Annotated in this window: 27 protein-coding genes and 2 tRNA genes; 18 read left to right on the top strand and 11 right to left on the bottom strand. The window is 72.3% G+C overall.

The genetic code is table 11. From position 1 onward, the window contains the following. The first annotated feature begins 37 nt into the window (after window positions 1-37). Window positions 38-712 carry a DUF2306 domain-containing protein gene (locus tag HOO61_RS20210; RefSeq protein WP_172259060.1) on the top strand — a complete coding sequence of 225 codons (675 nt, stop codon included), beginning with the start codon at window positions 38-40 and terminating at the stop codon, window positions 710-712. Here the strand turns inward: HOO61_RS20210 and HOO61_RS20205 are convergent. From HOO61_RS20205 to HOO61_RS20190, 4 genes are all read right to left on the bottom strand, one after another. Then, window positions 688-1,332 carry a response regulator transcription factor gene (locus HOO61_RS20205; protein ID WP_172259061.1) on the bottom strand — a complete coding sequence of 215 codons (645 nt, stop codon included), beginning with the start codon at window positions 1,330-1,332 and terminating at the stop codon, window positions 688-690. The two genes, HOO61_RS20210 and HOO61_RS20205, sit on opposite strands and share 25 nt — an antisense overlap. Further along, the gene (locus HOO61_RS25075; RefSeq protein ID WP_216658884.1) at window positions 1,329-2,474 is read right to left on the bottom strand and encodes a sensor histidine kinase; all 1,146 of its coding nucleotides are present in this window, start codon (window positions 2,472-2,474) and stop codon (window positions 1,329-1,331) included. The genes HOO61_RS20205 and HOO61_RS25075 overlap by 4 nt, the downstream gene beginning before the upstream one ends. 629 nt (window positions 2,475-3,103) lie before the next feature. Further along, on the bottom strand, window positions 3,104-4,510 hold the full coding sequence (locus HOO61_RS20195; RefSeq protein WP_172259062.1) for an HNH endonuclease signature motif containing protein: 1,407 nt from the start codon (window positions 4,508-4,510) through the stop codon (window positions 3,104-3,106). A gap of 140 nt (window positions 4,511-4,650) precedes the next feature. Next, window positions 4,651-4,995 carry a TraR/DksA C4-type zinc finger protein gene (locus HOO61_RS20190; protein ID WP_172259063.1) on the bottom strand — a complete coding sequence of 115 codons (345 nt, stop codon included), beginning with the start codon at window positions 4,993-4,995 and terminating at the stop codon, window positions 4,651-4,653. Between the two features lie 88 nt (window positions 4,996-5,083). Between HOO61_RS20190 and HOO61_RS20185 the strand changes: the two genes are divergently transcribed. The 5 genes from HOO61_RS20185 to cimA all read left to right on the top strand — a co-directional run bounded on the left by HOO61_RS20185 (window position 5,084) and on the right by cimA (window position 11,020). Continuing rightward, window positions 5,084-6,814 carry a serine/threonine-protein kinase gene (locus HOO61_RS20185; RefSeq protein WP_172259064.1) on the top strand — a complete coding sequence of 577 codons (1,731 nt, stop codon included), beginning with the start codon at window positions 5,084-5,086 and terminating at the stop codon, window positions 6,812-6,814. Window positions 6,815-6,885: 71 nt separating this feature from the next. Beyond that, window positions 6,886-7,452: a DUF5709 domain-containing protein gene (locus HOO61_RS20180; protein WP_172259065.1), complete on the top strand. Its 567-nt coding sequence runs from the start codon at window positions 6,886-6,888 to the stop codon at window positions 7,450-7,452. A 124-nt stretch (window positions 7,453-7,576) separates the two neighbouring features. Continuing rightward, the gene (locus HOO61_RS20175) at window positions 7,577-8,608 is read left to right on the top strand and encodes a zinc metalloprotease (RefSeq protein ID WP_172259066.1); all 1,032 of its coding nucleotides are present in this window, start codon (window positions 7,577-7,579) and stop codon (window positions 8,606-8,608) included. A 166-nt stretch (window positions 8,609-8,774) separates the two neighbouring features. Further along, on the top strand, window positions 8,775-9,191 hold the full coding sequence (locus tag HOO61_RS20170) for a hypothetical protein (protein WP_172259067.1): 417 nt from the start codon (window positions 8,775-8,777) through the stop codon (window positions 9,189-9,191). A 248-nt stretch (window positions 9,192-9,439) separates the two neighbouring features. Beyond that, on the top strand, window positions 9,440-11,020 hold the full coding sequence (gene cimA / locus HOO61_RS20165) for a citramalate synthase (protein ID WP_172259068.1): 1,581 nt from the start codon (window positions 9,440-9,442) through the stop codon (window positions 11,018-11,020). 51 nt (window positions 11,021-11,071) lie between these two features. On the opposite strand, the gene HOO61_RS20160 is transcribed toward cimA, so the two are convergent. Next, the gene (locus HOO61_RS20160; protein ID WP_216658885.1) at window positions 11,072-12,868 is read right to left on the bottom strand and encodes an LVIVD repeat-containing protein; all 1,797 of its coding nucleotides are present in this window, start codon (window positions 12,866-12,868) and stop codon (window positions 11,072-11,074) included. A 156-nt stretch (window positions 12,869-13,024) separates the two neighbouring features. On the opposite strand from HOO61_RS20160, the gene HOO61_RS20155 reads away from it, so the two are divergent. Beyond that, window positions 13,025-13,702, top strand: coding sequence for a DUF305 domain-containing protein (locus tag HOO61_RS20155; RefSeq protein WP_172259069.1), 678 nt, complete (start codon window positions 13,025-13,027; stop codon window positions 13,700-13,702). A 10-nt stretch (window positions 13,703-13,712) separates the two neighbouring features. On the opposite strand, the gene HOO61_RS20150 is transcribed toward HOO61_RS20155, so the two are convergent. Further along, window positions 13,713-14,303, bottom strand: a complete 591-nt coding sequence (locus HOO61_RS20150) for a TetR/AcrR family transcriptional regulator (RefSeq protein ID WP_172259070.1) — start codon at window positions 14,301-14,303, stop codon at window positions 13,713-13,715. A gap of 71 nt (window positions 14,304-14,374) precedes the next feature. Here HOO61_RS20150 and HOO61_RS20145 point away from each other — a divergent pair, with 71 nt between their 5' ends. After that, complete coding sequence (locus tag HOO61_RS20145; RefSeq protein ID WP_172259071.1) at window positions 14,375-14,929, top strand: NADPH-dependent FMN reductase; 555 nt, start codon at window positions 14,375-14,377, stop codon at window positions 14,927-14,929. Window positions 14,930-14,960: 31 nt separating this feature from the next. Next, window positions 14,961-16,373 carry an amidase family protein gene (locus HOO61_RS20140; RefSeq protein WP_172259072.1) on the top strand — a complete coding sequence of 471 codons (1,413 nt, stop codon included), beginning with the start codon at window positions 14,961-14,963 and terminating at the stop codon, window positions 16,371-16,373. 1 nt (window position 16,374) lies between these two features. Here the strand turns inward: HOO61_RS20140 and HOO61_RS20135 are convergent, their stop codons facing one another. Genes HOO61_RS20135 through HOO61_RS20125 form a run of 3 tightly spaced genes read right to left on the bottom strand, consistent with a single transcriptional unit; the run spans window position 16,375 to window position 18,329 of the window. After that, window positions 16,375-16,986, bottom strand: a complete 612-nt coding sequence (locus tag HOO61_RS20135) for an energy-coupling factor transporter transmembrane protein EcfT (RefSeq protein WP_172259073.1) — start codon at window positions 16,984-16,986, stop codon at window positions 16,375-16,377. Window positions 16,987-16,993: 7 nt separating this feature from the next. Beyond that, on the bottom strand, window positions 16,994-17,698 hold the full coding sequence (locus HOO61_RS20130; protein ID WP_172259074.1) for an energy-coupling factor ABC transporter ATP-binding protein: 705 nt from the start codon (window positions 17,696-17,698) through the stop codon (window positions 16,994-16,996). 1 nt (window position 17,699) lies between these two features. Beyond that, window positions 17,700-18,329 (bottom strand): biotin transporter BioY, encoded by a 630-nt coding sequence (locus HOO61_RS20125; protein WP_172259075.1) that lies wholly within the window; start codon window positions 18,327-18,329, stop codon window positions 17,700-17,702. 137 nt (window positions 18,330-18,466) lie between these two features. Between HOO61_RS20125 and HOO61_RS20120 the strand changes: the two genes are divergently transcribed. Next, the gene (locus HOO61_RS20120; protein ID WP_367650145.1) at window positions 18,467-19,006 is read left to right on the top strand and encodes a TetR/AcrR family transcriptional regulator; all 540 of its coding nucleotides are present in this window, start codon (window positions 18,467-18,469) and stop codon (window positions 19,004-19,006) included. 79 nt (window positions 19,007-19,085) lie between these two features. Here HOO61_RS20120 and HOO61_RS20115 read toward each other — a convergent pair whose 3' ends face one another. Further along, on the bottom strand, window positions 19,086-19,709 hold the full coding sequence (locus HOO61_RS20115) for a pentapeptide repeat-containing protein (protein ID WP_367650146.1): 624 nt from the start codon (window positions 19,707-19,709) through the stop codon (window positions 19,086-19,088). A 53-nt stretch (window positions 19,710-19,762) separates the two neighbouring features. Between HOO61_RS20115 and HOO61_RS20110 the strand changes: the two genes are divergently transcribed. Both HOO61_RS20110 and HOO61_RS20105 read left to right on the top strand, forming a co-directional pair. Continuing rightward, a complete protein-coding gene (locus HOO61_RS20110) occupies window positions 19,763-20,404 on the top strand; it encodes a sulfotransferase family 2 domain-containing protein (RefSeq protein ID WP_172259078.1) in 642 nt (213 codons plus the stop codon). A gap of 8 nt (window positions 20,405-20,412) precedes the next feature. Next, window positions 20,413-20,838, top strand: a complete 426-nt coding sequence (locus HOO61_RS20105) for a hypothetical protein (RefSeq protein WP_172259079.1) — start codon at window positions 20,413-20,415, stop codon at window positions 20,836-20,838. Window positions 20,839-20,847: 9 nt separating this feature from the next. Here the strand turns inward: HOO61_RS20105 and HOO61_RS20100 are convergent, their stop codons facing one another. Next, on the bottom strand, window positions 20,848-21,705 hold the full coding sequence (locus tag HOO61_RS20100; protein WP_172259080.1) for a 3-methyladenine DNA glycosylase: 858 nt from the start codon (window positions 21,703-21,705) through the stop codon (window positions 20,848-20,850). A 94-nt stretch (window positions 21,706-21,799) separates the two neighbouring features. Here HOO61_RS20100 and HOO61_RS20095 point away from each other — a divergent pair, with 94 nt between their 5' ends. From HOO61_RS20095 to HOO61_RS20070, 6 genes are all read left to right on the top strand, one after another. After that, entirely contained in the window at window positions 21,800-23,161 is a 1,362-nt protein-coding gene (locus HOO61_RS20095; RefSeq protein ID WP_172259081.1) for a pyridoxal-dependent decarboxylase, read from the top strand. A gap of 48 nt (window positions 23,162-23,209) precedes the next feature. Beyond that, complete coding sequence (locus HOO61_RS20090) at window positions 23,210-24,022, top strand: fumarylacetoacetate hydrolase family protein (RefSeq protein ID WP_172259082.1); 813 nt, start codon at window positions 23,210-23,212, stop codon at window positions 24,020-24,022. A gap of 7 nt (window positions 24,023-24,029) precedes the next feature. Further along, window positions 24,030-25,508 (top strand): glutamate--tRNA ligase, encoded by a 1,479-nt coding sequence (gene gltX / locus HOO61_RS20085; protein ID WP_172259083.1) that lies wholly within the window; start codon window positions 24,030-24,032, stop codon window positions 25,506-25,508. 4 nt (window positions 25,509-25,512) lie between these two features. Beyond that, the gene (locus HOO61_RS20080; protein ID WP_172259084.1) at window positions 25,513-26,520 is read left to right on the top strand and encodes a type II CAAX endopeptidase family protein; all 1,008 of its coding nucleotides are present in this window, start codon (window positions 25,513-25,515) and stop codon (window positions 26,518-26,520) included. A 71-nt stretch (window positions 26,521-26,591) separates the two neighbouring features. Beyond that, window positions 26,592-26,663 (top strand) — tRNA-Gln (locus tag HOO61_RS20075). 90 nt (window positions 26,664-26,753) lie between these two features. Further along, window positions 26,754-26,826, top strand: a tRNA-Glu gene (locus tag HOO61_RS20070). Window positions 26,827-26,841: the final 15 nt, after the last annotated feature.

Genomic DNA, 26,841 nt, shown 5'->3' with positions numbered 1-26,841 from the left:
GATGCGTCGTACGTCCGGCGAAGCGAGGCTCGTCGGCATGACGACGACCGCCGCAACCCGCCCTGCCAGTGCCACGCGGTCCCGCCGCGACTGGTGGATCCCGGCCAGCCTGCTGGCGCTCGCCGTGGTGCCGTCCCTGGGAGGCGTCTTCCGCCTGGTCGACCTGTCGGGTGGCCGCACGGCCGAGAACGCACGCTTCTTCGACCTGCCCGCACCGATCCTCGTCCACATCTTCGGAGCCACGGCGTACCTGCTCCTCGGTGCGCTCCAGCTCTGGCCGTCCTTCCGGCGCAGGCGTCCGGGCTGGCACCGCTGGACCGGACGGGTGCTGGTGCCGGCAGGTGTTGCGGGTGGGCTGAGCGGGATGTGGATGGCGGCCTTCTCCGACCTTACGACCCACGACAACACCACCCTGATGTGGCTGCGCCTGCTCTTCGGGGCCGTCATGGTCGCCGGGCTGGTGCTCGGCCTGCTCGCGATCCGCCGCCGCGACGTCCGTACGCACCAGCGGTGGATGGCGCGGGCGTACGCCGTCGCGCAGGGCGCCGGTACCCAAGCGCTGTTCCTCGGCCCGTACGTCGCGCTCGTCGGGCAGCCCTCGGGCCACCCGAAGGCCGTCGTGATGGGTCTGGCGTGGGTGCTCAACCTGGCCGTCGCGGAGTGGTTGGTGCGGCGGTCGCAGACGCGTCAGTCGAGCCGTCGGGCCTGGTAGGCCCACAGCGCGAGCTCGACCCGGTTGCGCACGCCGAGCTTGGCCATCAGCGCACCGATGTGGGTCTTGACGGTGCTGAGGGAGATGTAGAGCTCGGCGGCGACCTCGTGGTTGGTCAGGCCGCGCGCGACGGCGACCAGCACCTGCTCCTCGCGCTCCGTCAGGGGCGTGGCGGGCTGCGGGGGAGTGTCGCGGCCCGCGAAGGTCCGGAGCAGGCGGGTGGTCACGGTGGGGGCGATCAGGGAGCCGCCGTCCGCCGCGGCGCGCACCGCATGGGTGAGCAGCTGCGGCCCGCAGTCCTTGAGCAGGAAGCCCCGCGCGCCGGCGAGGAGCGCGCCGTAGACGTAGTCGTCGAGGTCGAAGGTCGTCACCACGACCACCGCCATCGGGTCGGCGACGTCCGGGCCGGCGAGCGCGCGGGTCGCCTCGATGCCGTTGAGCCGGGGCATGCGGATGTCGAGCAGGCACACGTCGGGACGCAGCGCCCGCGCCTGCTCGACGGCGTCGTGGCCGTCGACGGCCGTGGCGACGACCTCGATGCCGTCCTGGGCGTCGAGGATCATCGCCAGCCCGGTGCGCACGATCTCCTGGTCGTCGGCCACCAGCACGCGCAGCGTCATCGGCCCTCCTCCAGCGGGAGGCGCGCGGTCACGCGCCAGCCGGCCGCCGGTGCCAGCGGCCCGGCCTCGAGACGGCCGCCGAGCAGGGCTGCCCGCTCGGTCATGCCGGCGATGCCGAAGCCGTCACCGCTGCCCGCCGACCCCCGTCCGTCGTCGGTCACGGCCAGCGTGACGCAGTCCCGCTCCCGGGTGACCCGCACCTCGACCAGTGTGGTGTCCCGGGCGTGCCTGCGCGCGTTGGCGACAGCCTCCTGCGCGATGCGCTGGAGGGCGGCCGCGACCGTCGGGGTCAGGTCGTCGAGGTGGACGTCGACGTCAACCGTGACCACCGGCCCGGGCCCGTCGCTCGCCAGGCCGAGGAGGTCGTCCAACGGTTGCACCGGTGGCTCGTCGTCGGTGCGGAGCATCCGCAGCACCTTCCGCGTCTCGGCCAGCGTGCGCGTCGCCTCCTCGTCGATGCGACGCAGGGCGTCGGTGGCCGCGTCTGGCTCACGGTCGGCGACCGCGAGTCCCGCCTGCGCGCTGATCGCGATCGCCGTGAGGTGGTGGGCCACGGTGTCGTGCAGGTCGCGGGCCAGGCGCTCCCGCTCCTGCTGCCGTACGTCGTCGAGCTGGCGCGTGCGCAACATCGCCCGTGCGCGGACGGCGGCGCCCAGCGCGACGGCGGCCACGACGACCGCGGTGCCGCCGATGCGGTCGGCGGTCGAGACGTCCTGCGACGCCAGCGAGGTGCTCGCCACGACGAAGAAGAGGGTGAGGCCCTCAGCGGCGCCGGCGCCCGACGCCCACCGGGTGAGGCTGTAGGGGATGAGGAGTCCCACGACGGCGGTGTTGAGGTCGCCGGGCGCCGGCCCCGCCGTGGTCGACGTGACCACAAGCAGTGCCATCACCACCGCCGCGAAGACCGACACCGTCAACAGCGGCATGGTCCGGCGCACCAGCAGCGTGGGCAGCCACGCCAGGAAGCCGGCGAGCGACAGCCAGCGGTACGGCAGGTCCGTGCGCAGCACCGCGACTTCCACCACGGCCAGGGCGGCCACCACTGCCACGAAGGCATAGTCGAGACCTCCGGGCGGGCGGGCGTCCGGCGCAGCGGGCAACCGCCACACGGACAGGACCATTGACCGGACGCGGGTGAGCACGCCAGCACGGTAGTGCCCGGCGGGGGTACGCCGGATCGGCCGGATGGCCGAGTGCGTCACGCGCGCGGCGGGCGACCGGTCCCTCCAGTCAGTCAGCTTCTTCAGGAAGTCCTGCGCCGCCTCTTCGGACACCGGTGATGGCGGCAACTGGTGCAACCATTCCCTCAACCGGCCGCCGTTCGAGGAAGTGAACACGGCCTACGTGGTGTTCGTCCGGCACCCCGTGCCCCGCTGGCCGGGCTCCGACTTCAGCACAGTGCGGTCCAATGCCTGTGCGCGGGCTCGGACCCGTGCTGCTGCACGGGTCATGTCGACAACCGGGGTGGCCGTCACTTCGGTGCGGACTTCGAGTCGAGCACGACGACCCCGCCATTGCGGGTGACGACGACGTGGTCAAGGTCGGAGAGTTGCAGGCTGATGCTGTCCATCCATCCTGTTGTCCCTCCCAAGCGCGGAGGAACATCGCGGCGAGGCCAGTCTGGAACAGGCCGATGAGGTACCACCCGTATCTACCTGCGAACGCGCGCGAAGACGACATGCGACGGTGCACTGGCCTGAGTGCCGGCGGGTTGGACCAGGACATGCCTCTCGCCCCCTGCGTGGTGCTCCTCAGGGGGTTCGGGGCGGGGTCATGGTCGACGGGGTCGGGGAATGCCGGGCGGAGCATCCGGGGGGTCGAGTGCGGTGGTGCCGGTGTTGTCGCGTCGGTAGCGGTACGCGTGCGGGCTGGTCCACTCGAACACCCCGGGTGCGACCATCGCGTAGCGCCAGGCCGAGTGGGTCTTGAGCCGGTGGTGGCCGCGGCAAAGGGCGGCGAGGTTGTCGGTCTGCGTGGGGCCGGGCTGGGGCCTGCATTCTGCTTCGGCGCCGGGGTCATGGGGGATGACGTGGTCGACGTCTGCTCGCCGGGCGGGGCGGGTGCAGTGCGGGAACACGCACGTGCGGTCGCGAAGGACGACCTGTTCGCGGATCCGGTCCGGGACCTGGTAGGCGTCGGTGTGGAGCGCGGTGTTGAGGTCGATGACGGGCTTGATGGTGACCTTGGTGCGCGTGTCGGCGCACCACGACTTCACCTGCTCGAGCAGCAGCAGCCGTTGGCCCTTCTCCAGGCGTCCGGTGGGACCGAACACGGTGGTGTCGCCGGAGAAGCCGGCGTCGAAGTGGGCGTGGAGCACAACCTCCCGCGCGGCCGGCAACCGCTGAGGGTCAGCGCCGACTCCTGCAAGATCGAGTGCGGTCTGGGTGCGGGCGAGGTCGCCGAGGGCCTGCGATCGGCGCACGTCCAACGTGTCGGTGGACCCCAACGCCTTCCGCTGCGCCGCGCCCTGCGTGAGCGCGCGGTCGAGGTCGAGGGCGTCGGCGATGCCGAGCTCGGCCTCCACCCGCATGGTGCCGGCGTAGTGCACGTCCCGGGTGTCGACGGTGACGTGGCGCGGGTCGACGTAGAGGTAGCCGTCCTCGGGATCGGCGGTCCGGTCAGCCTCAGCGAGGTCGCAGAGTCTGATGGCTTCGGCGACGAGCCGGTCGAGCTGGGCGGGACCGACCCGGCCGGCGACGGCGGCGACTTGCGCGTCGACGAACCCGGCCGCCTCCTTCGTGAGCGCGGGGCTGGAGTGGATGGTGGTCTCGGCGACCGCTCGGGCCTTCCACGCCGGCACCCGACCGGCGTGGACCTGGGCCCACAGCCGCGGCAGCCGGTGGCGCAGCTCGAGGGCGTGGCCGATGAGCTTCTTCGCCGCGACCGTCGAGACACCGAGGACGCCGCCGAGCTCGGCCACGCAGAACTCCGCCACTAGCGGGCATCCCTCGCCCGCGATGGGCTCCTCGTGCTCCCACCCCGCCGCCGGCACGGAGAAGGAGGCGGCGTGGTGGATCGACTCCGGCGGGTGCAGGTCCGCCCACCGGGCCGCCACCTCGAGAAGGTCGGCGGCGGCGCGCTCCTCGGCCGCCTTCCGGTCCCGCGCGAGCGCCAGCAGGCCGGAGGCGGTGAGGTCGTCCACCTCACCTGTCACCCGGACTGCCAGCGCTTCGCTCATGTGTTCGATTATATCGGTCACTGTTGACACTCGGCCATGACTGTGGACGGTTGCTGGCCACTCTCCTCGGCGAGTTCGGGGACCCCATCAAGGTTGAGACGTTGAGGGCCCGGGTGGCCTCCCTTCCGCCCCGCGCCGGCTCACGACCGCCGGGACGCACACGTGATGCACGTGCGCGCCGCCGGCAGCGCTTCGAGGCGAGCCTCCCCGATCGCGGACCCGCAGGCCTCGCAGGCGCCGTAGGTGCCGGCATCGACCCGGGCGAGGGCGGCGTCGAGCTCGGCGAGGTGGTGGCGCACCTGGCGCACGAGCGCGCCGATCTGTGACCTCTCGAAGGCGATCGTCGCGCCCTCGGGGTCGTGCTCGTCGTCGGCGTTGGTGTCGAGGGACGCCGCCACGATGGACTCGTGGTCGCCCGTCAGGCTCGCCAGGCGCTCGAGCGTCTGCTCGCGCTCGTGCTGCAGCCGCTGTCGTACGTCGTCCACCACCCCATGGTCGCCCAGAGGTCCGACGACGCCCCGCCGGGCGTGCCGGGATCGGGGTGCACCGGGCCTCCCGCCGTATCCTCGTGCCGTGACGACGTCCCCGAAGGCGCCGCCGCCCGGGCTGACCGTCGGCGGCTACGCGCTGCGTGCCCGCCTCGGCGAGGGCGGCATGGGCGTGGTGCACCTCGGGCAGCGGCCCGGGGAGCGTCCGGTGGCGATCAAGGTCCTGCGCCCTCACGTCGTCGGCGACGACGAGGCACGGCGCCGGCTGGCGCGCGAGGTGAGCTCGCTGAGCCGCATCCGCAGCCGTCGCATCGCCGAGATCGTCGACGCCGACCCGTTCGGCGAGATCCCCTTCGTCGCGACGCGCTACGTGCCCGGCCTCTCCCTCCACGACCACGTGCAGGAGGAGGGGCCGCTCGGGGGCGCCGATCTGCTGTGGTTCGCCGACTGCCTCGCCGAGGCGCTCGAGGCGGTCCACTCCGTCGGCGTCCTGCACCGCGACGTGAAGCCGTCCAACGTGATCATGGAGGGCCGCACGCCCATCCTCATCGACTTCGGCCTCGCCCGCGTCGCCGAGGACTCCCGCATCACGATGAACGGCTGGCTCCTCGGCACGCCCGGCTACCTCGCCCCCGAGATCCTCTACGGCGACGACGCCACCGCCGCCTCCGACGTGCACGCCTGGGCCGCCACGGTGGCGTACGCCGGCACCGGCCGCGCCCCGTTCGGCCGCGGGCCGTCCGTGGCCGTCATGGACCGCGTCCGCCGCGGCGAGCACGACCTCGCCGGCCTCGACCCCGACGTGCGCGAGCTCGTCGAGGAGGCACTCGCACCGAAGCCCGCGGACCGGCCCTCGCTCGAGGAGGTGCGCGACTGGCTCGAGGACCTCGGGTCGCCCGAGCACGAGGAGCGTGACGACCGCACGGCCGCACCCGTCACGCTGCCTTACGTCGCCGGCGTACGACAGGACCTCGAGGCCCCCACCCGCGTCGGCAGTGCCGCTGCGCTCGCGCAGCCGGTCGCTCCGCCCACCGCACCGTCGTACGCACGGCCCGAGGCCGAACCGGTGCACTGGTCCCACGACTGGGACCAGACACACCACGACGACCACGACGACCACGACGACACCGTCGGGTGGGGTGACGCCGGGACGCTCCCGCACCGGCAGACCCGCGTGCTCCCGGACGGATCGGTCGAGGCCGTCACCGACTACGGCCCCCACGTCCGACCACACGTCCCCGCCGGCCAGCGGCTGCGCCGCACGCTCACTCTCCTCGCCGCGGGCGGCGTCGTCGCCGGCGCGATCACCGTGGCCCCCTACGTCGCGCTCGCCGTCCTCCTGGTCCTCGTGTGGCTGCTGCGCAGCGGCTCGATGGCCGCGGCGTCCGCGGGCAGCCGCCGCGACCGTCGCGGTGCGAGGTGGTACGACGGCCTCCAGGTGCTGCTGGCCGCGCCGTGGCACGCGGTGGCCGGCCTCTCCGGCACCCTCGTGCTCTTCCTGTGGAGCGCCGGCATCGCCTGTGCGGTCGCGCTCCTCTGCTTCGCCGCGTCGCTGTCCCTGACGACCTCGCTCGCCGCGATCGGCGCGATGTTCGCGCTGTCGACCTGGTGGGGGCCGGGGTCCGAGCGGCTGCGCTCGCCGGTGCACCGCGTCGTCGACCCGCTCGCACGTCGCGGCGTTCCGTGGCTGATCGTCACGCTCCTGGTCGCCGCCGCCGCGTCCGGGCTGGGCGCCGCGGCGTCGGCACAGGGCACCAGCTGGACGCCGTACGACGCCGCACCCTTCTCCGACGTGAGCCTCCCCGGCTGGTTGTGACGGACCTCCCCGTTCAGGCGGGCCGGTCCGGGGTACCTAGCCTCCTCATGCACCTGACAGCAGGAGGACCGATGAGCGGCGACACGACCGACAACGAGAGCTACCACGGCTACAGCGTCGACGACGAGGACCAGCCCCAGGGCGAGGGCGACAGCCTCGTCGACGACCGGGGCCTGGCCGAGCCGCTCGACGAGGGCTACTCGCCGCCGGAGAAGTGGTCCGCGGCGCAGGGCTACGGCAACACCCCGCTCGAGGAGAGCCAGGGCGAGTCGCTCGACCAGCGCGTCGAGCAGGAGGTCCCCGAGCCCGACCCGTACGTCGTCGCCGACGCTGAGGCGGCCAGGGGCGACCTCGCCGCGCTGGTGGCCGAGGACTCGAGCGAGGGCGAGGCCGTGCAGGCCGACCTCGACGCCGCCGAGGTCGACGGCGACCGCGCGGGTCGTCTGGTGGCCGAGGACGAGGGGGTCCGCACCGACGCCGAGAAGGACCTCGTCGCCACCGACGTCGGCATCGACGGGGCCGCGGCCGGTGCCGAGGAAGCCGCGGTGCACGTCGTCGAGGACCCCGAGGTGGGTGACCCCGGGCTGCTCGACGCGGAGGTCGTCGACGAGGAGCCCGACGGGCGCGTCCAGGGCTGATCGAGCGGCCCGGCCCGGCCGCGTGACCGCGCCGGGCCGGGGTCCACCCGAAGGTGGGTCTTCCCCGACCGCCCGCGCGGGCTCTACGGTCCCCTCAACCGACTCACGTGAGGGGATCCCCCATATGCACCTCGTCAGCACCCTTGCCGTACGACGCCTCGGCGTCGCGGTCACCGCACTCGCCCTCGGGATGGGCATGTCCACGCCGTCGTTCGCCGCGCCGGCCAAGGAGAAGTCCACCGACTGCATCGACTACGGCGAGGTCGCCGAAGCGCCGGAGGGCACCATCCCCCGCGACGACCTGCACCTCGTCCACAAGGACCCGCTCGCCAAGGCGATGAAGGCGCGCACGACCTCGCGCACCTCCGCCAGGGGCAAGCCGGGCGCCGCGGTGGCGGCCGCCGCGTTCGAGCCCGTCACCGTCCCGGTGCGTTTCCACGTCATCGCCAAGGACCGCGGCCAGGAGGGCGGCGACCTGTCCGACGCCCGCATCGCCGAGCAGATCCGGGTGCTCAACGAGGCCTACGCACCGCACGGCTTCGCCTTCGAGCTCGAGGAGGTCACCCGCACCTACGAGCCGCAGTGGTTCAACCTGATCTACCCCAATGGTGCCGAGCCGCGCTTCCGCGGCAGCTCCAAGGAGATCGCGATGAAGAAGGCGCTCTACGGCGACAGCACCTCGGAGACGCTCAACATCTACTCCGCCTCGCTCGGCCAGTCGCTGCTCGGCTGGGCGACGTTCCCGTCCGACTTCGACGCCGAGGCCACCGGCGGCAACCCGATGCCGCGGTACCGCGACGGCGTGGTCATCGACTACCGCAGCCTGCCGACCGTGCCCAACGACACCGGCGACACCAGCGTGTACTCGGTCTACGGCGAGGGCGACACCGCGACGCACGAGGTCGGCCACTGGCTGGAGCTCTACCACACGTTCCAGGGCGGGTGCTCCGAGCCGGGTGACTACGTCGCCGACACCGCGCCGGAGGCCTCGCCGGCCTTCCAGTGCCCGGTCGGCCGCGACACCTGCGCCGGCGGTGGGCTCGACCCGATCACCAACTTCATGGACTACACCTACGACTCCTGCATGACCCAGTTCACCGCGGGCCAGGCCACCCGCATGCAGACGGCCTGGACGGAGTACCGCGCCATCGGCTGACCCGAGCCGACGTCCCCCGCGGGGCACCGCCCCGCGGGGGACGCCCGGCCACCCGCGCAACTGTGCGAGAACTGTGCGGGTCGCTGTTCGTGGCCGCTGCCGGCCAGAGACGGTGGACTGCTCCTGCCGCGGCCCACAGGGGGTCACGGGGGAAGGGAACACCACCATGGGCATCACCACCGTCCGACGGCTCGGCGTCGTCACCGCCGGCGCCGCAGCCGCCATCGCCGTCACCGCGGCGAGCGCCAGCGCTCACCACTGCTTCATCCCGATGAACACCCTCGACGGGCCGACCTCGTCGAACTGGTTCGTCATCTCCGCCGAGATGGGCGCCGAGTTCGAGGGGTACACCGCCGACTGCGACGGGGCCCGCGACGCCGGCTACGCCGCGCTCCGCGAGGCCGGGCTGCCGGTCGCCCTCAAGGTCTTCGAGAAGATGACCATCGGCGACCCCAAGCACACCGGTCGCACCAACCCCAACGGCGCCGACGGCAAGGGCCTGGAGTACTTCGCCGAGGGCTCGCCGCTGCCGATGCAGATGGTGGAGACGTACGTCGCCGGGGCGGACGCCTACAGCTGCTGACCGGCTCAGGGTTCGGGGGGACGTCACGTGCCCCGGGTGCCGCTCGTGGGGGGTGGCACCCGGGGCACGCGCGTGCCTGCCGACCGGATGCCGAGACGCAGGTCTCAGCCACGTGACATCGGTGGCACCATGAACAGGTGACCAGCAGCACGATCATCATTGCCTAGCGCGTCGGGACTCCCCGCCGCGCCGACCTCCTGCACCCCAGGAGGTTTTTTCATGTCAGCACCGACCGAGAGACCGCTCCGATGGACCTGCACGGCTCGTTCCACGTCTACGACACCACCCTGCGCGACGGCGCCCAGCAGGAGGGGCTCAACCTCTCGGTCGCTGACAAGCTGAGCATCGCCAAGCAGCTCGACGGGCTCGGGGTGGGCTACATCGAGGGCGGCTGGCCGGGCGCCAACCCCAAGGACACCGAGTTCTTCCGCCGTGCCCGTGAGGAGCTCGACCTGCGCCACGCGCGACTGGCGGCGTTCGGCGCGACCCGGCGGGCCGGCGTACGCGCCGCGGACGACCCGCTCGTGGCAGCGCTGCGTGACTCCGGGGCAGGCGTGGTCACCCTCGTGGCGAAGTCGCACGACCGCCACGTCGAGCTCGCCCTGCGCACCACGCTGGAGGAGAACCTCGCGATGGTGCGCGACACCGTCAGCCACCTGCGCGAGGAGGGCCAGACGGTCTTCCTCGACGCGGAGCACTTCTTCGACGGCTACCGCGCCAACCGGGCGTACGCGCTCGAGGTCCTCCGCACCGCTGCCGAGGCGGGCGCCGAGGTGGTCGCACTGTGCGACACCAACGGCGGCATGCTGCCCGACTGGGTCTCCGACGTCGTGCTCGACGTCGTCGAGACGACCGGCGCCCGGGTCGGCATCCACGCCCACAACGACAGCGGTTGCGCCGTGGCCAACTCGCTGGCCGCCGTCGCCGCCGGCGCGACCCACGTGCAGGGCTGCATCAACGGCTACGGCGAGCGCACCGGCAACGCCGACCTGGTCACCGTGGTGGCCAACCTCGAGCTCAAGCTGGACCGGTCGGTCCTGCCGCAGGGCCTGCTCCGCGAGGCCACCCGCATCGCGCACGCGGTCGCCGAGGTCACCAACGTGCCGCCGGCCTCGCGCCAGCCGTACGTCGGCACGTCGGCGTTCGCGCACAAGGCCGGCCTGCACGCCAGCGCGATCAAGGTCGACCCGGACCTCTACCAGCACCTCGACCCGCTCGTCGTCGGCAACGACATGCGCCTGCTCGTCTCCGACATGGCCGGCCGCGCCTCGATCGAGCTGAAGGGCCGCGAGCTCGGCTACGACCTGTCGCAGGACCGCGACGTCGTCACGCGTGTCACCGAGCGCGTCAAGGAGCTCGAGCAGCGCGGCTACACCTTCGAGGCCGCGGACGCCTCCTTCGAGCTGCTGCTCGCCGAGGAGGTGGAGGGCACGCGCCCGTCCTACTTCGACGTCGAGTCGTGGCGCGTCATCACCGAGACCCGTGTGCAGGGCGAGGCCGTCTCCGAGGCGACCGTGAAGCTACGGGCGGAGGGTGTGCGCTACGTCGTCACCGGCGAGGGCAACGGGCCGGTGAACGCCCTCGACGCGGCCCTGCGGGAGGCGATCGGGCAGGCCTTCCCCGAGGTGGCGAAGTTCGAGCTGATCGACTACAAGGTGCGCATCCTCGACCAGGGGCACGGCACCGACGCGATCACGCGCGTGCTCATCGAGACCACCGATGGCGAGTCGTCCTGGGTCACCGTCGGTGTGGGCGCCAACGTGATCGAGGCGTCGTGGGGCGCACTCGTCGACGGGCTCACCTTCGGCCTGCGACGCCACCACCGCTGAGGGGTGGCGCCACCACCGCGGCCGAGGCCGGGGTGGTGGCGCCGTACCTGCTCAGAGGGCGCCGCGCAGGTCCTTCAGCGCCTGCTTGAGCTCTCCCTGGTCGCCGGAGTCGTCGAGGACCCGGATGGCGTTGCTCAGCTGGGCCTTCGCCGCGGCGCCCCGGCCCTCGAGCTTCTCGGCCTTGGCGAGGTGCTTCTCGACGGTGTCGAGCGTCGCGCCGGACAGCTCGCCCGAGCGGACCGCCTGGTCGAAGTAGGCCCCGGCGACGTTGAAGCTCGGCTCCCAGACGATCTTCTCCTGGTGCTGCGCGTTGAACTCATCGAGCACGACCTCGCGCGCCGCGTCGAGCTCGTTCTCACTCAGCATGTCGCTCGTCTCCAGCCCGAAGGTGTCGAAGCCACGCGCGATCTCGGTGCCGTAGACCTGGCCGTTGTACCAGTAGGTCGACCAGAGACCGCCCAGGTTGAGCCCGTTCGGGTTAGCCGGGGTGCTGATCGGGCCGCGGTCGAAGTAGGCGATCTCGACCGGGTTGGCGGTGTCGCTGAAGTCGATCACCGACAGGCCGCCCTGGTACCAGGCCTGGACGAGGATGTCGCGACCGGGGACCGGGACCAGCGAGGAGTTGTGGGCGACGCAGTTCTCCGCGGTGGTCTGCGCGGCCGGCATCTTGTAGTAGCTCGCGAACTCCATCTGGTCACCGTCGAGGTCGAACAGCGCGTCGGCGCCCCACTCGGGCTTGTCGGTCGCGCGGCACCGGGCGCTCGTGCCGCCGCCCCACTCGTCGGTGAAGATCACCTTGGTGCCGTCGTTGTTGAAGCTCGCGGAGTGCCAGTAGGAGAAGTTGGGGTCGGCGACCGCGTCCAGGCGAACCGGGTTCACCGGGTCCTCGGTGTCGAGCAGGATGCCGTTGCCCTGGCAGGCGCCGGCGACCAGCTCCTTGGCGGGGAAGGCCGTCACGTCGTGGCAGGTGTTCGTGTTGGGCAGCGGGGAGTACGCCGTCCCGGACGGGTGCAGCGTGCCGGGCACCGTGTTCTGCAGGCCGTTGAAGGCGCCGGTCGCCGGGTCGGTGAAGATCCGCGGCTGGCTGACGATGGCGGCCGTCTCGGGTGCCGCGAGGGGGACCTTGATGACGTCGATGCGCCACTGGGTCGGGTTGCCTGACGTGACCGGCGCGGGGTTGTTGGGGTTGGCGTTCTCGCAGCCCGCCAGCTCCGCGGCCGGGCGGACCCCGGACGTGCCGGAGTTGTAGATGTAGATGTTGGCCGGGTCGTCGGGGTCGCTGACGATCGTGTGCGTGTGGGACCCGCGGCAGGTCTGCACCCCCGGCAGCTGCACCGGGTTGTCGATGTCGGAGATGTCGAAGATCCGCACGCCGCGGAAGCGCTCGGGGTTGACCGCGCCGGGCGCACCCTGGGTGCCGCAGTCGATGCGGCCCCGACCCTCCTCCACGGAGATGAAGAGCAGGTCGCCGTAGACCGACGGGTCGCCCTGACCACCCGGGCACACGAACGACGTGCGCAGCGTCGGGTTGGTCGGGTCGGAGAGGTCGTAGACCTGGAAGCCGTTGAAGCTGCCGACGATCGCGTTGTCACCACTGAACGCCAGGTCCGAGTTGGCGAACCCGATGCCGTTGAAGCCGGTGACGTCCGAGTCGAAGGCCCCGGCGCGCGGATCGTTGTCGAGCAGCTCGATGTTGCTGCTGGCCTCTGACCACGGGATGTAGCCCGGCGCGAGGTCCTCGCGCGGGTCGTCCGCTGCGTACGCCGCTGCGGGCACGAGCGCCGCGGCCAGGACCATCACCCCCGCGGCGCGCATCGTGGTCCGGCTCCGACGGGGTAGACGAGACATCGCGGTGACCCTCCCAGCTCAGGTCGGCACGTGATGATCGGTCCGGGAGGTCCGCGGCGTGGTCGACCTACTATGACGTTGACTTGTCAACGTAGCGATGACACGCCGCGTCCGCCAGACCCAGAATGTGGGTACACCGCCGTGAATGGAGAGCCCATGCCGCTGACCCGTGACCGCCGTCCGGGCCGCACCACCGCCGCGCTCGCCGTACTGGCCGTGGCGCTCGGGCTGACGGGATGCACCGCCGAGGCCGAGCCCGAGGACGACGCCGCCCCGGTGGTGCAGCTGGGGGCGCCGGGGGAGTCCAACACCACGCTGTCACCGGAAGAGGCGGAGTCCATCGACGATCCGGCGTACACCGCCGCCGACGTCGCCTTCGTGCAGGGGATGATCCCGCACCACCAGCAGGCACTGAAGATGACGGCTTTGGTCGGGGACCGCGCCGACGACCCCGACCTGAGGACGATCGCGGAGCGCATCGAGGTGTCCCAGGTCGCCGAGATCGAGCAGCTCGAGGGATGGCTGACCGCCCGCGGCGAGAGCGTCTCCGGCATGCATGCCGGTCACGGTGACGGTGAGCACGGGATGCCGGGGATGCTCACCCCGCAGGAGATGACCCGGCTCGAGCGCGCCTCCGGCCGGCGCTTCGACCAGCTGTTCCTGCTGGGCATGATCCGCCACCACGAGGGCGCGGTGCTCATGGTGGAGTCGCTGCTGACCGAGGGCGAGGGCGGGCAGGAGTCCGAGGTGTTCCAGCTCGCCGGCCACATCGGCTCCGACCAGCAGGTCGAGATCGCGGCCATGAAGCGCAAGCTCGCCGAGCTGGCCCGCTGAGGGGTCGCGCTCAGGCGCCGACCACCCGGCGCACGAGGTCGTCCCACCCGGCCTCGACCCGGTCGACCGCGATGTGCTCGGTGTTGACCTGCTGGTCGAGCACGACCATCTCCAGCGGCGCGAGGAGCGCGGTGGCGAGCATCAGCAGGTCCCCGGTGACCCCGAGCTCGCCCAGGAGGTAGCGGACGTGCATGTTGGCGAACGAGACGGCTGCCGCCGAGCGGGCGCCGGGGCGGCCCGCGGCCGCGATGAGCTCGCCGTGGGTCAGGTTGGTCCGCAACCGGGAGTGCCCGAAGGCGAGCAGCCGGTCCAGCGGAGGAGCGCCCGGCCCCAGGGGCGGCGGACCCGAGATGACGCTGGCCTGCCACGCGGTCTCCGACTCGTTGAGGACCGCGGCCATCAGCCCCTCGCGGCTCTCGAAACGTCGGAAGAGGGTTCCCTTCCCGACGCCGGCCTCGGCGGCGACCGTGTCCATCGTCACGCAGCCGACCCCCCGGGTCCGCACGAGGCGCAGCGCCGTTGCGAGGATCGCCTCCCGGTTGCGCGCCGCGTCGGCCCGCTCCGGCGCGGGCTCGTCGGCAAGCGGCAGGAGGTGGATCACCGCGCCAGCCTAGGTCGCAGGAAGTTCGACGGCAGCGGAATATAAGCGGACTACGGTCCGTTTAGCGGTGCATGACCACTCAGAAGCAGACCCGTGTCGCCGTCCTCCTCGGCTCCTACCGCGCCGGTTCGCTCAACCGTCGCATCGCCGAGCACCTCCGCGACCACGCCCCCGCGGGCGTCACCGTCGACGTCGTCGAGGGCCTCGACGCCGTCCCGTTCTACAACGAGGAGCTCGACGGGGACGCTGCGCCGGTCGCCGCCACCGCCCTCCGCGAATCCGTCGCCGGTGCCGACCGCGTGCTGGCCGTGACGCCGGAGTACAACGGCACCATGCCCGCCGTCCTCAACAACGCCATCGACTGGCTCTCGCGGCCCTACGGCCAGGGCGCCATCGTCGGCAAGCCCTTCGCGGCCATCGGCGCCACTCCCACGCCGTACGGCGGCAAGTGGTCGCACGAGCACGCGCGCCACTCGGCCACCATCGCCGGCGCCGTCGTGGTGGAGGGCATCGTCGTCGACGAGCCCGCCCTCGAGGGCGACCCGCTGGAGAACGAGGAGGCCGTGCAGCGCTTCCTCGGTGCGCTCGACGCCCTCGTCGCGCACGAGGTCGAGGCCGCCGCCTGAGCCTGGCCACCGATCTCGCTACGGTCGAGGTGTGCCACTCCACGACCTGACCGCGCTCGAGCAGGGTGACGCCGTACGCCGTGGGGAGGTGTCGCCGCTCGAGCTGGTCGAGCACTATGCCGGCCGTGCCGGCTCGATCGAGGTGGGTGCCTTCATCACGCCGACGCACGAGCTGGCGCGTGACCATGCGCGCCGCCTGACCGAGCAGTTGGCCGGGGAGCGACGCCCCGCGGACGCCGGTCCGCTCTGGGGGGTCCCGACGGGCATCAAGGACCTCCATCCCACGGCCGGGGTCCGCACCACCTTCGGGTCCGCGGCGTACGACGACTTCGTCCCCGAGGAGTCCGACGGCCTCGTCCTCACCGTCGAGGCGGCCGGCATGCCCAGCCTCGGCAAGACCAGCACGCCGGAGTTCGGGTCGCCCTGCTACACCGAGCCCGACGTCGCCCCGCCGGCCGTGACGCCGTGGGACACCTCCCGCACCGCGGGTGGGTCGTCCGGCGGCGCCGCAGCTGCGGTCGCCGCCGGGCTCCTGCCGGTCGCACCCGGGTCGGACGGCGGCGGCTCGATCCGGATCCCGGCGTCGTGCTGCGGGCTGGTCGGGCTGAAGCCGACGCGCGGACGGATCAGCGGCGCCCCGCGCTACGGCGACCCGGTCGGCCTCGCCACGGCCGGCACCCTCGCGCGCACGGTCCGCGACGCCGCCGCGCTGCTCGACGTGCTGGCGGGCCGCCGGGTCGGCGACCCGTTCTGGGCCCCCGAGCCGTCGGGCACCTTCCTCGACGCCTGCGACCGCGAGCCGGGGCGGCTCCGCGTCGCCCGCTTCGTGACTCCGGTCATCGTCGACGTCGAGGTCCACCCGTCCTCGGTCACCGCCTGGGACGCCGCCTCCCGCCTGCTCGAGTCCCTCGGCCACGACGTGGAGGACGTGCCCGTGCCGATCCCGCGCGAGGCCGTCGCCGACTTCGAGACCTGCTGGGCGGTGCTGACCGCCCTCTCGACCGCGCCGCCGGGCCGCGAGGACCTGCTCCGCCCGCTGACCCGCTGGCTGGGCGGTCTCGGCCACGCCGTCAGCGGCCCCGACTTCGGGCTCGCCATCGGCCGCCTGCGGCAGCACGCCGCGGCGGCGCTCGCCGCGCTGGCGTCGTACGACATCGTCCTCACGCCCACCCTCGCGAGCCCGCCGGTCGAGGTCGGGGCGCTGCGCGACGACACCGACCCGGCCCGCGACTTCGCGCTCCAGAAGGAGTTCACGCCGTGGACCAGCGCCTGGAACGTGACCGGCATGCCGGCCGTGTCGTTGCCGCTCCACTGGACCGACGACGGGCTGCCGGTCGGCGTGATGCTCGCCGCGCGACCGGCGGAGGAGGAGCTGCTGCTGTCCGTCTCGGCGCAGGTCGAGACCGCGGCCCCGTGGACCGCCAGGCGGCCGCCCGGTTGGTGACTCAGTCGTCCCCGATGCCGCGCGCGTGGAGCGCGTCGCCGGACTCGTGGGCCCGGGCGACGAGCCGGATCACGAAGGGGGAGAGGTACGCCCGCGGGTTGCGGTCGAGACCGCGCGCGCGGGCCGCGTCGCGGGTCTCGCGCGCGATGGCGATGGTGCCCGGCAGCGCCCCGATCGTCAGCGCGACCGTGAGGGCCACCCGGTCGGGGTCGACGCCGACGAACCGCAGCGGCCGCGCCCACCGGGCGAGGGCGTCGACCATCTCGTCGACCGACGTCGTCGCGGTCAGGGACAGGGCGGCCAGGCCCAGGCTGAGCAGGTCGAGGAAGGTCTCCACGGCCTTCGCCCCGCCGTACCACCACCACTGGAACGCGCTCGCCACGACGGCGATGAGCAGCACGCCGCGGGCCGCCCGCCAGACCGAGCGCAGCGGCACCCGGGCCAGCGCCGCGAGCAGCAGCGTCACCGCGAGGAACACGAAGGCGGCGCGCGCGTCGCGGACGACGACGATTGCCAGGCTGAGCGCGGCCAGGCCGAGCACCTTGGCACCCACCGGCAGCCGGTGGAGGAACGTGTCGCCGGGCTGGTGCAGCCCCGCCATCAGGTCGCTCATGCCGTGCTCATGCGGGGGTGTCCACGAGCTGCGTGTAGTAGGCGATCGACGCCTCCGGCGGCCCGTCGGCGACGACCCGCGCCGCGTCGACGACCACCACCCGGTCGCACCGGGCGGCCAGGTCGAGGTCGTGGGTCACGAGCACGAGCTGCTGGGTGAGCCCGAGCAGGGCCTCGGCGACGCGCAGGGTGTTGGCGCGGTCGAGCAGCGTGGTCGGTTCGTCCGCGACCACGACAGACGGCTCGAGGGCCAGCACGCCTGCGAGCGCGAGGAGCTGGCGCTGGCCCCCGGAGAGCGAGTGGACCGAGTCGTGGGCGTGGTCCTCCAGCCCGTTCGCCGCGAGCACGGCCAGGGCCCGCCGGCGACGTTCGTCGCGGTCCTTGACCGTGCGCCGCAGCGACAGCTCGATGTCCTCGACACAGGTCGGCATCACCAGCTGGGCGGCCGGGTCGGTGAAGCAGAACCCGACCATGCGGCGTACGGCGGCGCCTTCGCGCGCCACGTCGCGCCCGTCGACCGTCACGCGTCCGGCCGAGGCGCGGACGAGGCCGTTGACCAGCCGCGCCAGGGTCGACTTGCCGGACCCGTTGGCGCCGATGACGGCGACCCGGCGCTCCGTGAGGGTGAGCGTGGTGGGGGCGAGGATCTCGCGCTCGCCGCCACCGGGGAGGGGGACCCGGACGGCGGCCTCCGCGAGCTGGATCGACGTCAAGTCAGCTGCGTCGGTCGCGGTGCAGCAGCTGCGGGAAGGCGCGGTGCACCTCGGCAGCGATCATCGCCACCAGCGAGGTCTTCACCAGGTCGCCGAGCCAGAACGGCACGTCGTAGGTGGCGGCCTCGAGGAACGAGATGTCGAAGAAGCGCATCATGCCGAGGATGCCGAGCGGGTGGATGACCAGCACGCTGGCGGTGAGCGAGCAGAAGAAGACCACGATGGCCCGCGTGCGGCGCTCGCGGGCGACGTACGCGACCAGGAAGCCGCCGAGGGCCGCAGCGAACGGGAACGACAGCAGGTAGCCGCCGCTCGGGCCGGTGAAGACGCCGATGCCCGAGGAGTGCTCGGCGAAGACCGGCAGCCCGACCGCGCCCAGGGCGAGGTAGAGCGTCACGGCCGAGAAGCCACGGAGCGGGCCGAGGACGCAGCCGGCCAGCATCACGGTCAGGGTCTGGAGCGTGATCGGTACGCCGGCGCTGCCGACCGGGATGGCGCCGATGTAGGCGCTGGCGCTGATGAGGGCAGCGAAGGCGGCGACGAGCGCGAGGTCCCGGGTCGGTGACGAGGAGCCGGGGGAGTCGTGGCGGCCGGTCCCGGGGGTCGTGTCGGGCTGGGCGGTGGCGGTCATGGGTCGTTCCTCGCGGGTCGCACGGACGGGACCTGAACACTGTTCAGGGTGAACGGCGTTCAGGTTAGGCTGGGGACGAAGTCGTCGTCAACGTCGTCCGAGGACCGGGAGGGTGCGTGGCCCACAGGCGCAGTGACGTGCTCTCTCACGCCGTCGACCTGCTCGACACCCACGGGCTGGCCGCCCTCACCATGCGTCGCCTCGGGGCCGAGCTCGACGTCCAGCCGAGCGCGATCTACCACCACTTCCCGAGCAAGCAGGCACTCCTCGCGGCCGTGGCCGACGAGATCCTGGCGCGCGGTGCACGACCGCGTACGGCGACGGAGTGGTCCGACCGGTTGCGCGAGGCCTGCTCCGAGCTGCGGCACGCGATGCTCGCCTGCACCGATGGTGCCGACGTCGTCGCGACCGTGTGGGCCTTCGGCCTCGGTGCCGACGCGCCGGTGGCGGAGATGGAGAAGGTCCTCACCGAGGCCGACGTGCCCCCCGAGCTGGTCCCCGTCGCGTCGCGCACCCTCGTCCACTACGTCTTCGGCCACGCCTTCGAGGAGCAGACCGCCCGTCAGGCCGTGGGTCTCGGCGCCGTCGAGCGCTCGCTCGACTCGCTGCCCGACTTCGACCTCGGGCTCGACCTCGTCATCGACGGGCTGCGAGCCCGGCTGGACCCCGATATCTGAGGACGTGGTGGTCGGACCTCGGCCCCGAATCCGTTCACCACGTCCTCAGATATCCGGTCAAGGAGGGACTCCCCAGGGGTCAGGCCGAGGTGTCGACGTCCGCGCCCTGCAGCTCGGCGAGGAGCACGGCGCCGGCCAGGTCGAGCCGCGTCCGCCTGAGCTCTGCCGCCGCCAGGTCGACGCCGTCGAGGCTCGCACCGCGGAGGTCGGTGCGGTCGAGCTTGACCTGCCGCAGTACGGCCCGGTCCAGCCGGGCCCGGGCCAGCGAGGTCAGGGTGAGGTCCGACATCGACAGGTCGGCCTCGCGCAGGTCGACGCCGGTGAGGTCGAGGCGGGAGAGGTTGGCGCCGCGGATCGTCACCCCGAGCCACGACCCGCCGACGACGGTCAGCGGACGCAGGGTGCAGTCGGCGAAGGTCGAGCCGACCAGCTTGCAGCCGTCGAGCGTCGCGTCGAAGAACGACGTACGCCGGAAGTCGCAGCCCACGAAGGCGGTGGCGGTGTGGACCGAGGCGTTGAACCGGCCGCCGTGGAACGTGCACCGCTCGAAGGTGGCTCCGGACGACGTGGACTCGGAGAGGTCGACGTCGGTGAAGGTGCACTCGACGAAGCGCGCGGCACCGAGGTCGTCGCCGTACCAGTCCTCGCCGCGAAAGTGCTGGTCGCGGTGGGGCTGGGCGGTCGTCGTCCGGGGCTCGCTCACGGCGTTCACCGTAGCCATGGGTCGGGGAGGGCGGGACGGATAGGGTCGTCCCCGTGATCGCGTCCCACCAGCACCGCTTCATCTTCCTCAAGACCCGCAAGACGGCGGGCACGAGCGTGGAGATCGCGTTGTCCAAGGTGTGCGGGCCCGACGACATCATCACCGAGATCAGCCCCGAGGACGAGGAGCTCCGGCAGGCCGCCGGCGGGCGTCCGCCGCAGAACTTCCAGTCCCCGCCGCTCCCGCGCAAGGCCTACAACCACATGGGTGCCAAGGCCACCCGGGACCTCGTCGGCGCCGACGTCTTCGCCGACTACTTCACCTTCGCGATCGAGCGCAACCCGTGGGACGCGGTCGTCTCCCTCTACTTCTGGAAGTACAAGGACCGTCCCGAGCTGCCGGACTTCGAGGCCTACGTCCAGGAGATCTGGATCGAGCAGCTCGCCAACAACCGCCGCCTCTACCGCATCCGCGGCAAGATGGCGCTCGACCGGATGCTGCGCTACGAGAACCTCGACGCCGAGCTGCGCGAGGTCTGGCAGCACCTGGGTCTGCCCGGCGAGCCCGACCTGCCGCGCGCCAAGGGCAACGCCCGCCCCGCGGGCCACTACCGCGAGCTCTACACGCCCGCCTCGAAGCAGCGCGTCGCGACGGTGTTCGCCGACACCATCGATGCGTTCGGCTACGAGTTCTGAGCCCCGGCATGTCGACGACGTCGCCCCAGCCGCGATGGGCCACCAGGACCAACGCGGTCTTCGCCGGTCTCGCGGCCCTCTTCGTCGCTGCGTTCCCCGTCGCGCTCGAGATCGACGACCGGGTCGATCGCACCCGGCCGATGTTCGACGACCGGGCCCGGATGGAGTGGCTGCAGTACCAGAGCGTGCTGTCCACCGGTCAGGGTCGGGCCCTCGAGCTGGCTCCCGGCCAGTCGACCGAGGTGGCCGGCGAGCTCTTCGCCCCGTCATCCGGGGTCAGCGTCGTGGTCCGCGTCGAGGAACCGGACCGTCCCTGCGTCCGAGCGAGCAACGAGCACGGCGACGTCACGGAGTGGGCATGCGTCGACCCGGAGGACCCACCGGTGGACCCTGACCCCGAGGACGTCGACCTCGCCGTCGCCCAGGGCTCCTGACCCGCCCGGTCAGGCCGGCGCGACCGCCAGCAGCCGCTCGCACTCGGCGACGAGCCGCGCGCGCAGGGGAGCGCCCCGCTCGGCGAAACCCCGCTGCGCCTCGACGTACGCCGCCTTGCCCTCTGTCGTCTCGATCCGGACCGGGTCGAAGCCGAGGTCGGCGAGGTCGTACGGCGCCGCCCGCATGTCGAGCACCCGGATGTCGCGGGCCAGCTCGAAGCAGTCGGCGACCAGGTCGCTGGCGACCATCGGCGTGAGCCGGAAGGCGTGCTTGTAGAGGTCCATCCCGGCGTGCAGGCAGCCGGGCTGCTCGAAGGCGGGCCGGTCGTCACGCGCCGGCTGCAGCGTGTTGAGCGGACGGGCGGTGGGGGTGAAGAAGCGGAACGCGTCGAAGTGCGAGCAGGCGATCCGGTGCGACTCCACGACCGCGTCGGTGCCCTCGGGGCCGAGACGCAGCGGCCAGTCATGCCGGGTCCCGTGCTCCACCGACCGATGCACCATCGCCCACTCGTGCAGGCCGAAGCAGCCGAGCTGCGGCGCGCGTGCGGCCGTCGCGCTCAACAGCGTGTGCAGCTGGGTGAGCAGCGGGCGCTGCGAGACGACGTACGACGCCGCGACGGCGACCGGCTCGCCTCCGTACCCCTTCAGCCCGACATGCTCCTCGGCGCCCTCGAGCGCGATTCCGAAGCCGGGGTGCCAGCGGCCCAGCTGGGCGGGTCGCTGGGAGTAGTAGGTGAAGAGGAAGTCGTGGACCGGGTGCTTCACCTGGTCGGCGCGACGCGCGAGGTGCGGCTGGACGAAGTCGTCGATGCGGGCGGCGTGCGCCTCGGCGAGGGGACGCCACTCGGAGGTCGACAGCACGCGCACTGCGCCAAGGCTAGTGCGGGGGAGCGGTCCGGACCGCTTCCACGCGGCCCGACGGCACTCGACGCGCGGACGATGCCGGGTGGACACTGCCGAGATGGACCGCACCGCCGGCCTCGAGAGGGCGTACGCGCACGCGCTCGGGTGGCTCGACTCCCTCGCCGCCCGGCCGGTCCCGCCGGCCATGACCGTCGAGCAGGTGCGCGCCCGCCTCGACCGGCGCCTCCAGGACGGGCCGACCGACCCCGCCGCGGTCGTCGACGAGCTGGCCGAGGCGTGCGAGCCGGGACTGACGGCGATGCCGGGGGGACGGTTCTTCGGCTTCGTCATCGGCGGCACCCACCCGGCGGCCCTGGCGGTGGACTGGCTGGTCAGCGCGTGGGACCAGAACTCCGGCCTGCGGGTGCTGACGCCGGCGCACTCCGCGGTCGAGGACGTGGCGGAGGAGTGGGTGGTCGACCTGCTCGGCCTCCCGGCCGGCAGCGCCGTCGGCTTCGTCACCGGCGGCACCATGGCCAACTTCACCTGCCTCGCCGCCGGGCGCGACGAGGTGCTGCGACGGGCGGGCTGGGACGTCGCCGAGCGTGGCCTGGTGGGCTCGCCCGGAGTACGCGTCCTCGTCGGGGCCGAGCGCCACGACACCATCGACCTCAGCCTCCGCTACCTCGGGCTCGGGGCGCCCGAGCCCGTGGCGGTCGACGACCAGGGGCGCATCGAGGCCGCTGCGCTCGCGGCCGCCCTCGACGCCGGCGACGGACGTCCCACGATGGTCTGCCTGCAGGCCGGCAACGTGCACTCCGGCGCGTTCGACCCCTTCGACGCGGCGATCGCGGCCGCCCACGACGCGGGCGCGTGGGTGCACGTCGACGGAGCGTTCGGCCTGTTCGCGGGAGCGTCGCCGCGGCGCCGCCACCTCCTCGCGGGGGCCGACCGCGCCGACTCCTGGGCGACCGACGCCCACAAGACCCTCAACGTGCCCTACGACTGCGGGCTCGCGATCGTCCGCGACCGCGCGGCGCTGCGTGCCGCCATGGGCATGCACGGCGACTACCTCATCCACGACGCGGCCGGAGAGCCGTTCGACAAGGTGCCCGAGATCAGCCGACGCGGTCGCGCGTTCCCGGTCTGGGCGGTCCTGCGGTCGCTGGGCCGGGACGGTGTCGCCGAGCTCGTCGACGGCTTCTGCGACCACGCGGCCGCCTTCGCCGAGGGGATCGCGGCCATCGAGGGCGCGCAGGTGCTCAACGACGTGGAGTTCACCCAGGTGTGCGCCTCCTTCGGCGACGACGACCGCACCCGGGCCGTGGTCGACGCGATGCTCGCCGAGGGGACGGCCTGGACCACCGGCTCCCGGTGGCACGGACAGGCGGTGCTCCGGGTGAGCGTGAGCAACTGGTCCACGACCTTCGACGACGTGGCCGCCAGCCTGGCCGCACTGCACCGGGCGGCCGGCCACTAGCCGCTCCCGGCGTGTTCCCGGCTCCTGCCGGTTGGATAGCCTCGGCGCATGCGCATCTGTCGGTTCAGCACGGGCGAGGAGCCCCGCTTCGGCGTCGTCACCGGTGAGGTGGACGAGTTCGGCCAGCCCGCCGACGACTCGGTCGTCGTGGCCCTCGCCGGCGACCCGCTCTACGTCGGGATCAAGCTGCTCGAGGAGCAGCACCGGCTCAGCGACGTACGCCTCCTCGCGCCGATCATCCCGCGCAGCAAGGTGGTCGGCATCGGTCGCAACTACGCCGCGCACGCCGCCGAGATGGGCAGCGACCTGCCGTCGGAGCCGCTGATGTTCCTCAAGCCCAACACGGCCGTCGTCGGCCCGGGCGACCCGATCTTCTACCCGCCGCAGACCAGCAACCTCCACTACGAGGGCGAGCTGGCGGTGGTCATCGGGCGCATCTGCCGCGACGTACCGGCCGAGCAGGTGACCGACGTGATCTTCGGCTACACCATCGCCAACGACGTCACCGCGCGCGACCTGCAGCGCTCCGACGTGCAGTTCACCCGCGCGAAGGGGTTCGACTCGTTCTGCCCGATCGGGCCCTGGATCGAGACCGACCTCGACCCGCAGGCCTTCATCGACGGCCGCGAGGTGCAGACCTTCCTCAACGGCGACGTCGTGCAGGACGGCTCGACCGCCGACATGATCTTCGACGTGCCGACCCTCGTCGCCCACGTCTCGTCCGTGATGACGCTCCTGCCCGGCGACGTCATCCTGACCGGCACCCCCGAGGGTGTCGGGCCGATGGAGGTCGGCGACGAGGTCGAGATCTCGATCGCCGGCATCGGCGCCCTGACCAACCCCGTCGCCCAGAGGAATTGAGCACCCGATGACCACCCCCGACAGCCGGCCCGTCCGCGTCCGCATGGCCCCGTCCCCGACGGGCTCGCCGCACGTCGGCCTCGCCCGCACCGCCCTCTACAACTGGGCGTTCGCGCGCCACCACGGCGGCACATTCGTCTTCCGCATCGAGGACACCGACAAGGCGCGCAACACCGAGGAGTCCTACGACTCGCTCATCGACCTCATGCAGTGGCTCGGCCTCAGCTGGGACGAGGGCGTCGTGGTCGGCGGACCCTACGGCCCCTATCGGCAGTCCGAGCGCTCCGGCATCTACGCCGACGTGCTGGCCCGCCTGCGCGAGTCGTCGTACACCTATGACTGCTTCTGCACGAACGACGAGGTGGAGGCGCGCCGCAAGGCCAGCGGCTCGAAGGTGATGGGCTACGACGGCTTCTGCCGCGAGCTGTCCGAGGAGCAGCGGGCCGCCTTCGAGGCCGAGGGCCGCACCTCGGTCGTCCGGTTCCGGATGCCCGACGGCTCGATCACGTGGGACGACCTGGTCCGCGGCGACATCACCTTCGAGACCGAGCACGTCCCCGACTTCGCGCTGTGCCGCGCCAACGGCGACCCGCTCTACACGCTGACCGCGCCCGTCGACGACGCCACGATGGAGATCACCCACGTGCTGCGCGGTGAGGACCTGCTCTCCAGCACGCCGCGACAGGTCGCGCTGTTCGACGCCCTCAAGGAGCTCGGCGTCGCCCAGGAGACCCCCCGGTTCGGCCACCTGCCCTACGTCATGGGGGAGGGCAACAAGAAGCTCTCCAAGCGCGACCCGCAGGCCCACATGGCGCTCTACCGCGAGCAGGGCTTCCTGCCGGAGGGGCTGCTCAACTACCTCGCGCTCCTCGGCTGGTCGATCGCCGCCGACCGCGACGTGTTCAGCCTGGCCGAGATGGTCGAGGCGTTCGACATCAAGGACGTCAACCCCAACCCGGCGCGGTTCGACCTCAAGAAGGCCGAGGCGATCAACACCGCGCAGATGCGGTTGCTCACGATCGACGAGATCACCCACCGCGTGCTGCCCTTCCTCAAGGAGGCGGGCGTCGTCGGCGACCCCGTCCACGACGCCGACGCGCAGCTGCTCGAGCTGGCCATGCCGCTGGTCGCGGAGCGGATCAACAAGCTCACCGAGGCCGCACCGATGCTCGGCTTCCTGTTCGTCGACGAGGAGCACTTTGAGCGCGATCCCGACGACGTCGCCAAGGTGCTCGACGAGACCGGCCGCGGCGTCGTGCAGGCGTCGTACGACGCACTCGCGGGCCTGCACGAGTGGTCGACCGCCGCCATCGAGGAGGCGCTCCGCGTGGCGCTCATCGAGGGCATGGGGCTCAAGCCCCGGGTGGCCTTCGGTCCCGTCCGCGTCGCCGTGACCGGCCGGCGGGTCAGCCCGCCGCTGTTCGAGTCGATGGAGCTGCTCGGCCGCGAGCGGAGCCTCGCGCGGCTGCAGTCGGCCCTGGGCTGACGCCGTGCCCGCACCGCTGGCGCCCGACTTCCGGCCCCGCTACCACCAGCTCCACCGGGTCGGCCGTCCCGGCGTGTGGCGCTCGGTGGTGGGCGCCGTGCTGCTCATCGTCCTGGTGTTCGGCGTGGTGCCCCTGGTCGCCGGCGGCATCGCCTTCGTCACGCTGCTGGCCACGGGCAGCACCTCGCGGGAGGCGTCTGCAGTCCTCGATGTGACGGAGGAGGCGACACCGGCGGGGCTGGCCCTGCTCAACGTCATCATCGCCGCGGCCATCCCGCTGACGTTCCTGGTGACGTGGTGGCTGCACCGGCTCAAGCCGCGCTGGGTCTCCTCGGTGGCGCCCCGGTTGCGCTGGGGCTACCTCCTGGTGTGCCTCGGCCTCTCGGTGGTGGCGCTCGTCGCGTCGCTCGGTGTGGCCCTGCTGCTGCCCGTGCAGGCCGGTGACATGCCGGAGGGCACGGTCAATGACTTCACCACCCAGACGCGCGACTTCCTGCTGGTCATCCTGCTGCTGACACCGCTCCAGGCCGCCGGCGAGGAGTACCTGTTCCGCGGCTACCTGACGCAGGCGTTCGGCTCGCTGGTGTGGGCGCGCCGGGCCTCCGAGACGCTCGCGGTGCTGGGGCCGGCGCTGATCTTCGCTCTCTTCCACGGGCTGTCGCAGGACTGGCCGGTCTTCTTCGACCGCTTCGCCTTCGGCGTCGTCGCCGGCATCCTCGTCATCCGCACCGGAGGGCTCGAGGCGCCGATCGCGATGCACGTCCTCAACAACTTCCTGGCCTTCGGCCTCGCCCTCGCCTTCGGCGACCTGACCACCGCGCTCAACGCCGAGGGCGGCAGCAGCTGGTGGACGATCCTGTCCACGCTGACGCAGTCGCTGGTCTACCTCGGGCTGGCGACCTGGGTGGCGCGGGCGATGGGCCTGGTCGACGCCGGACCGCCGGTCGGAGGTGCGCCGCTGCCGCCCGCAGGCGGCGACCCCGAATTGGTCGGCCCGCCACCCCGCGTGTAACGTTCGGGGTCGGTTCGGCAGAGCTACACGGCCGGACCGCGTGGGTGGTCGGAGACGATCCGATACCCCCATGGGGTATGGTGTAATTGGCAACACGGCTGATTCTGGTTCAGTTGTTCTAGGTTCGAGTCCTAGTACCCCAGCAAGGTCTTCGCCCCCGGGCGAGGATTTGGAGTGACACTCCGGCCCCGGCTAGAGTTCAGCTCCGTTGCTCCTCGGAGCAGCACCTGCAAGCCCCCGTTGTGTAGCGGCCTAGCACGTCGCCCTCTCAAGGCGGTAGCGCCGGTTCGAATCCGGTCGGGGGTACAGCACAGAATTGCG

The organism is Nocardioides sp. zg-1230, from assembly GCF_013155335.1.
In the GTDB taxonomy this organism is placed as follows: Bacteria; Actinomycetota; Actinomycetes; order Propionibacteriales; family Nocardioidaceae; genus Nocardioides.
The sequence above is the reverse complement of the archived record's forward strand: the minus strand, read 5'-3'. Positions and strand labels throughout refer to the sequence as shown.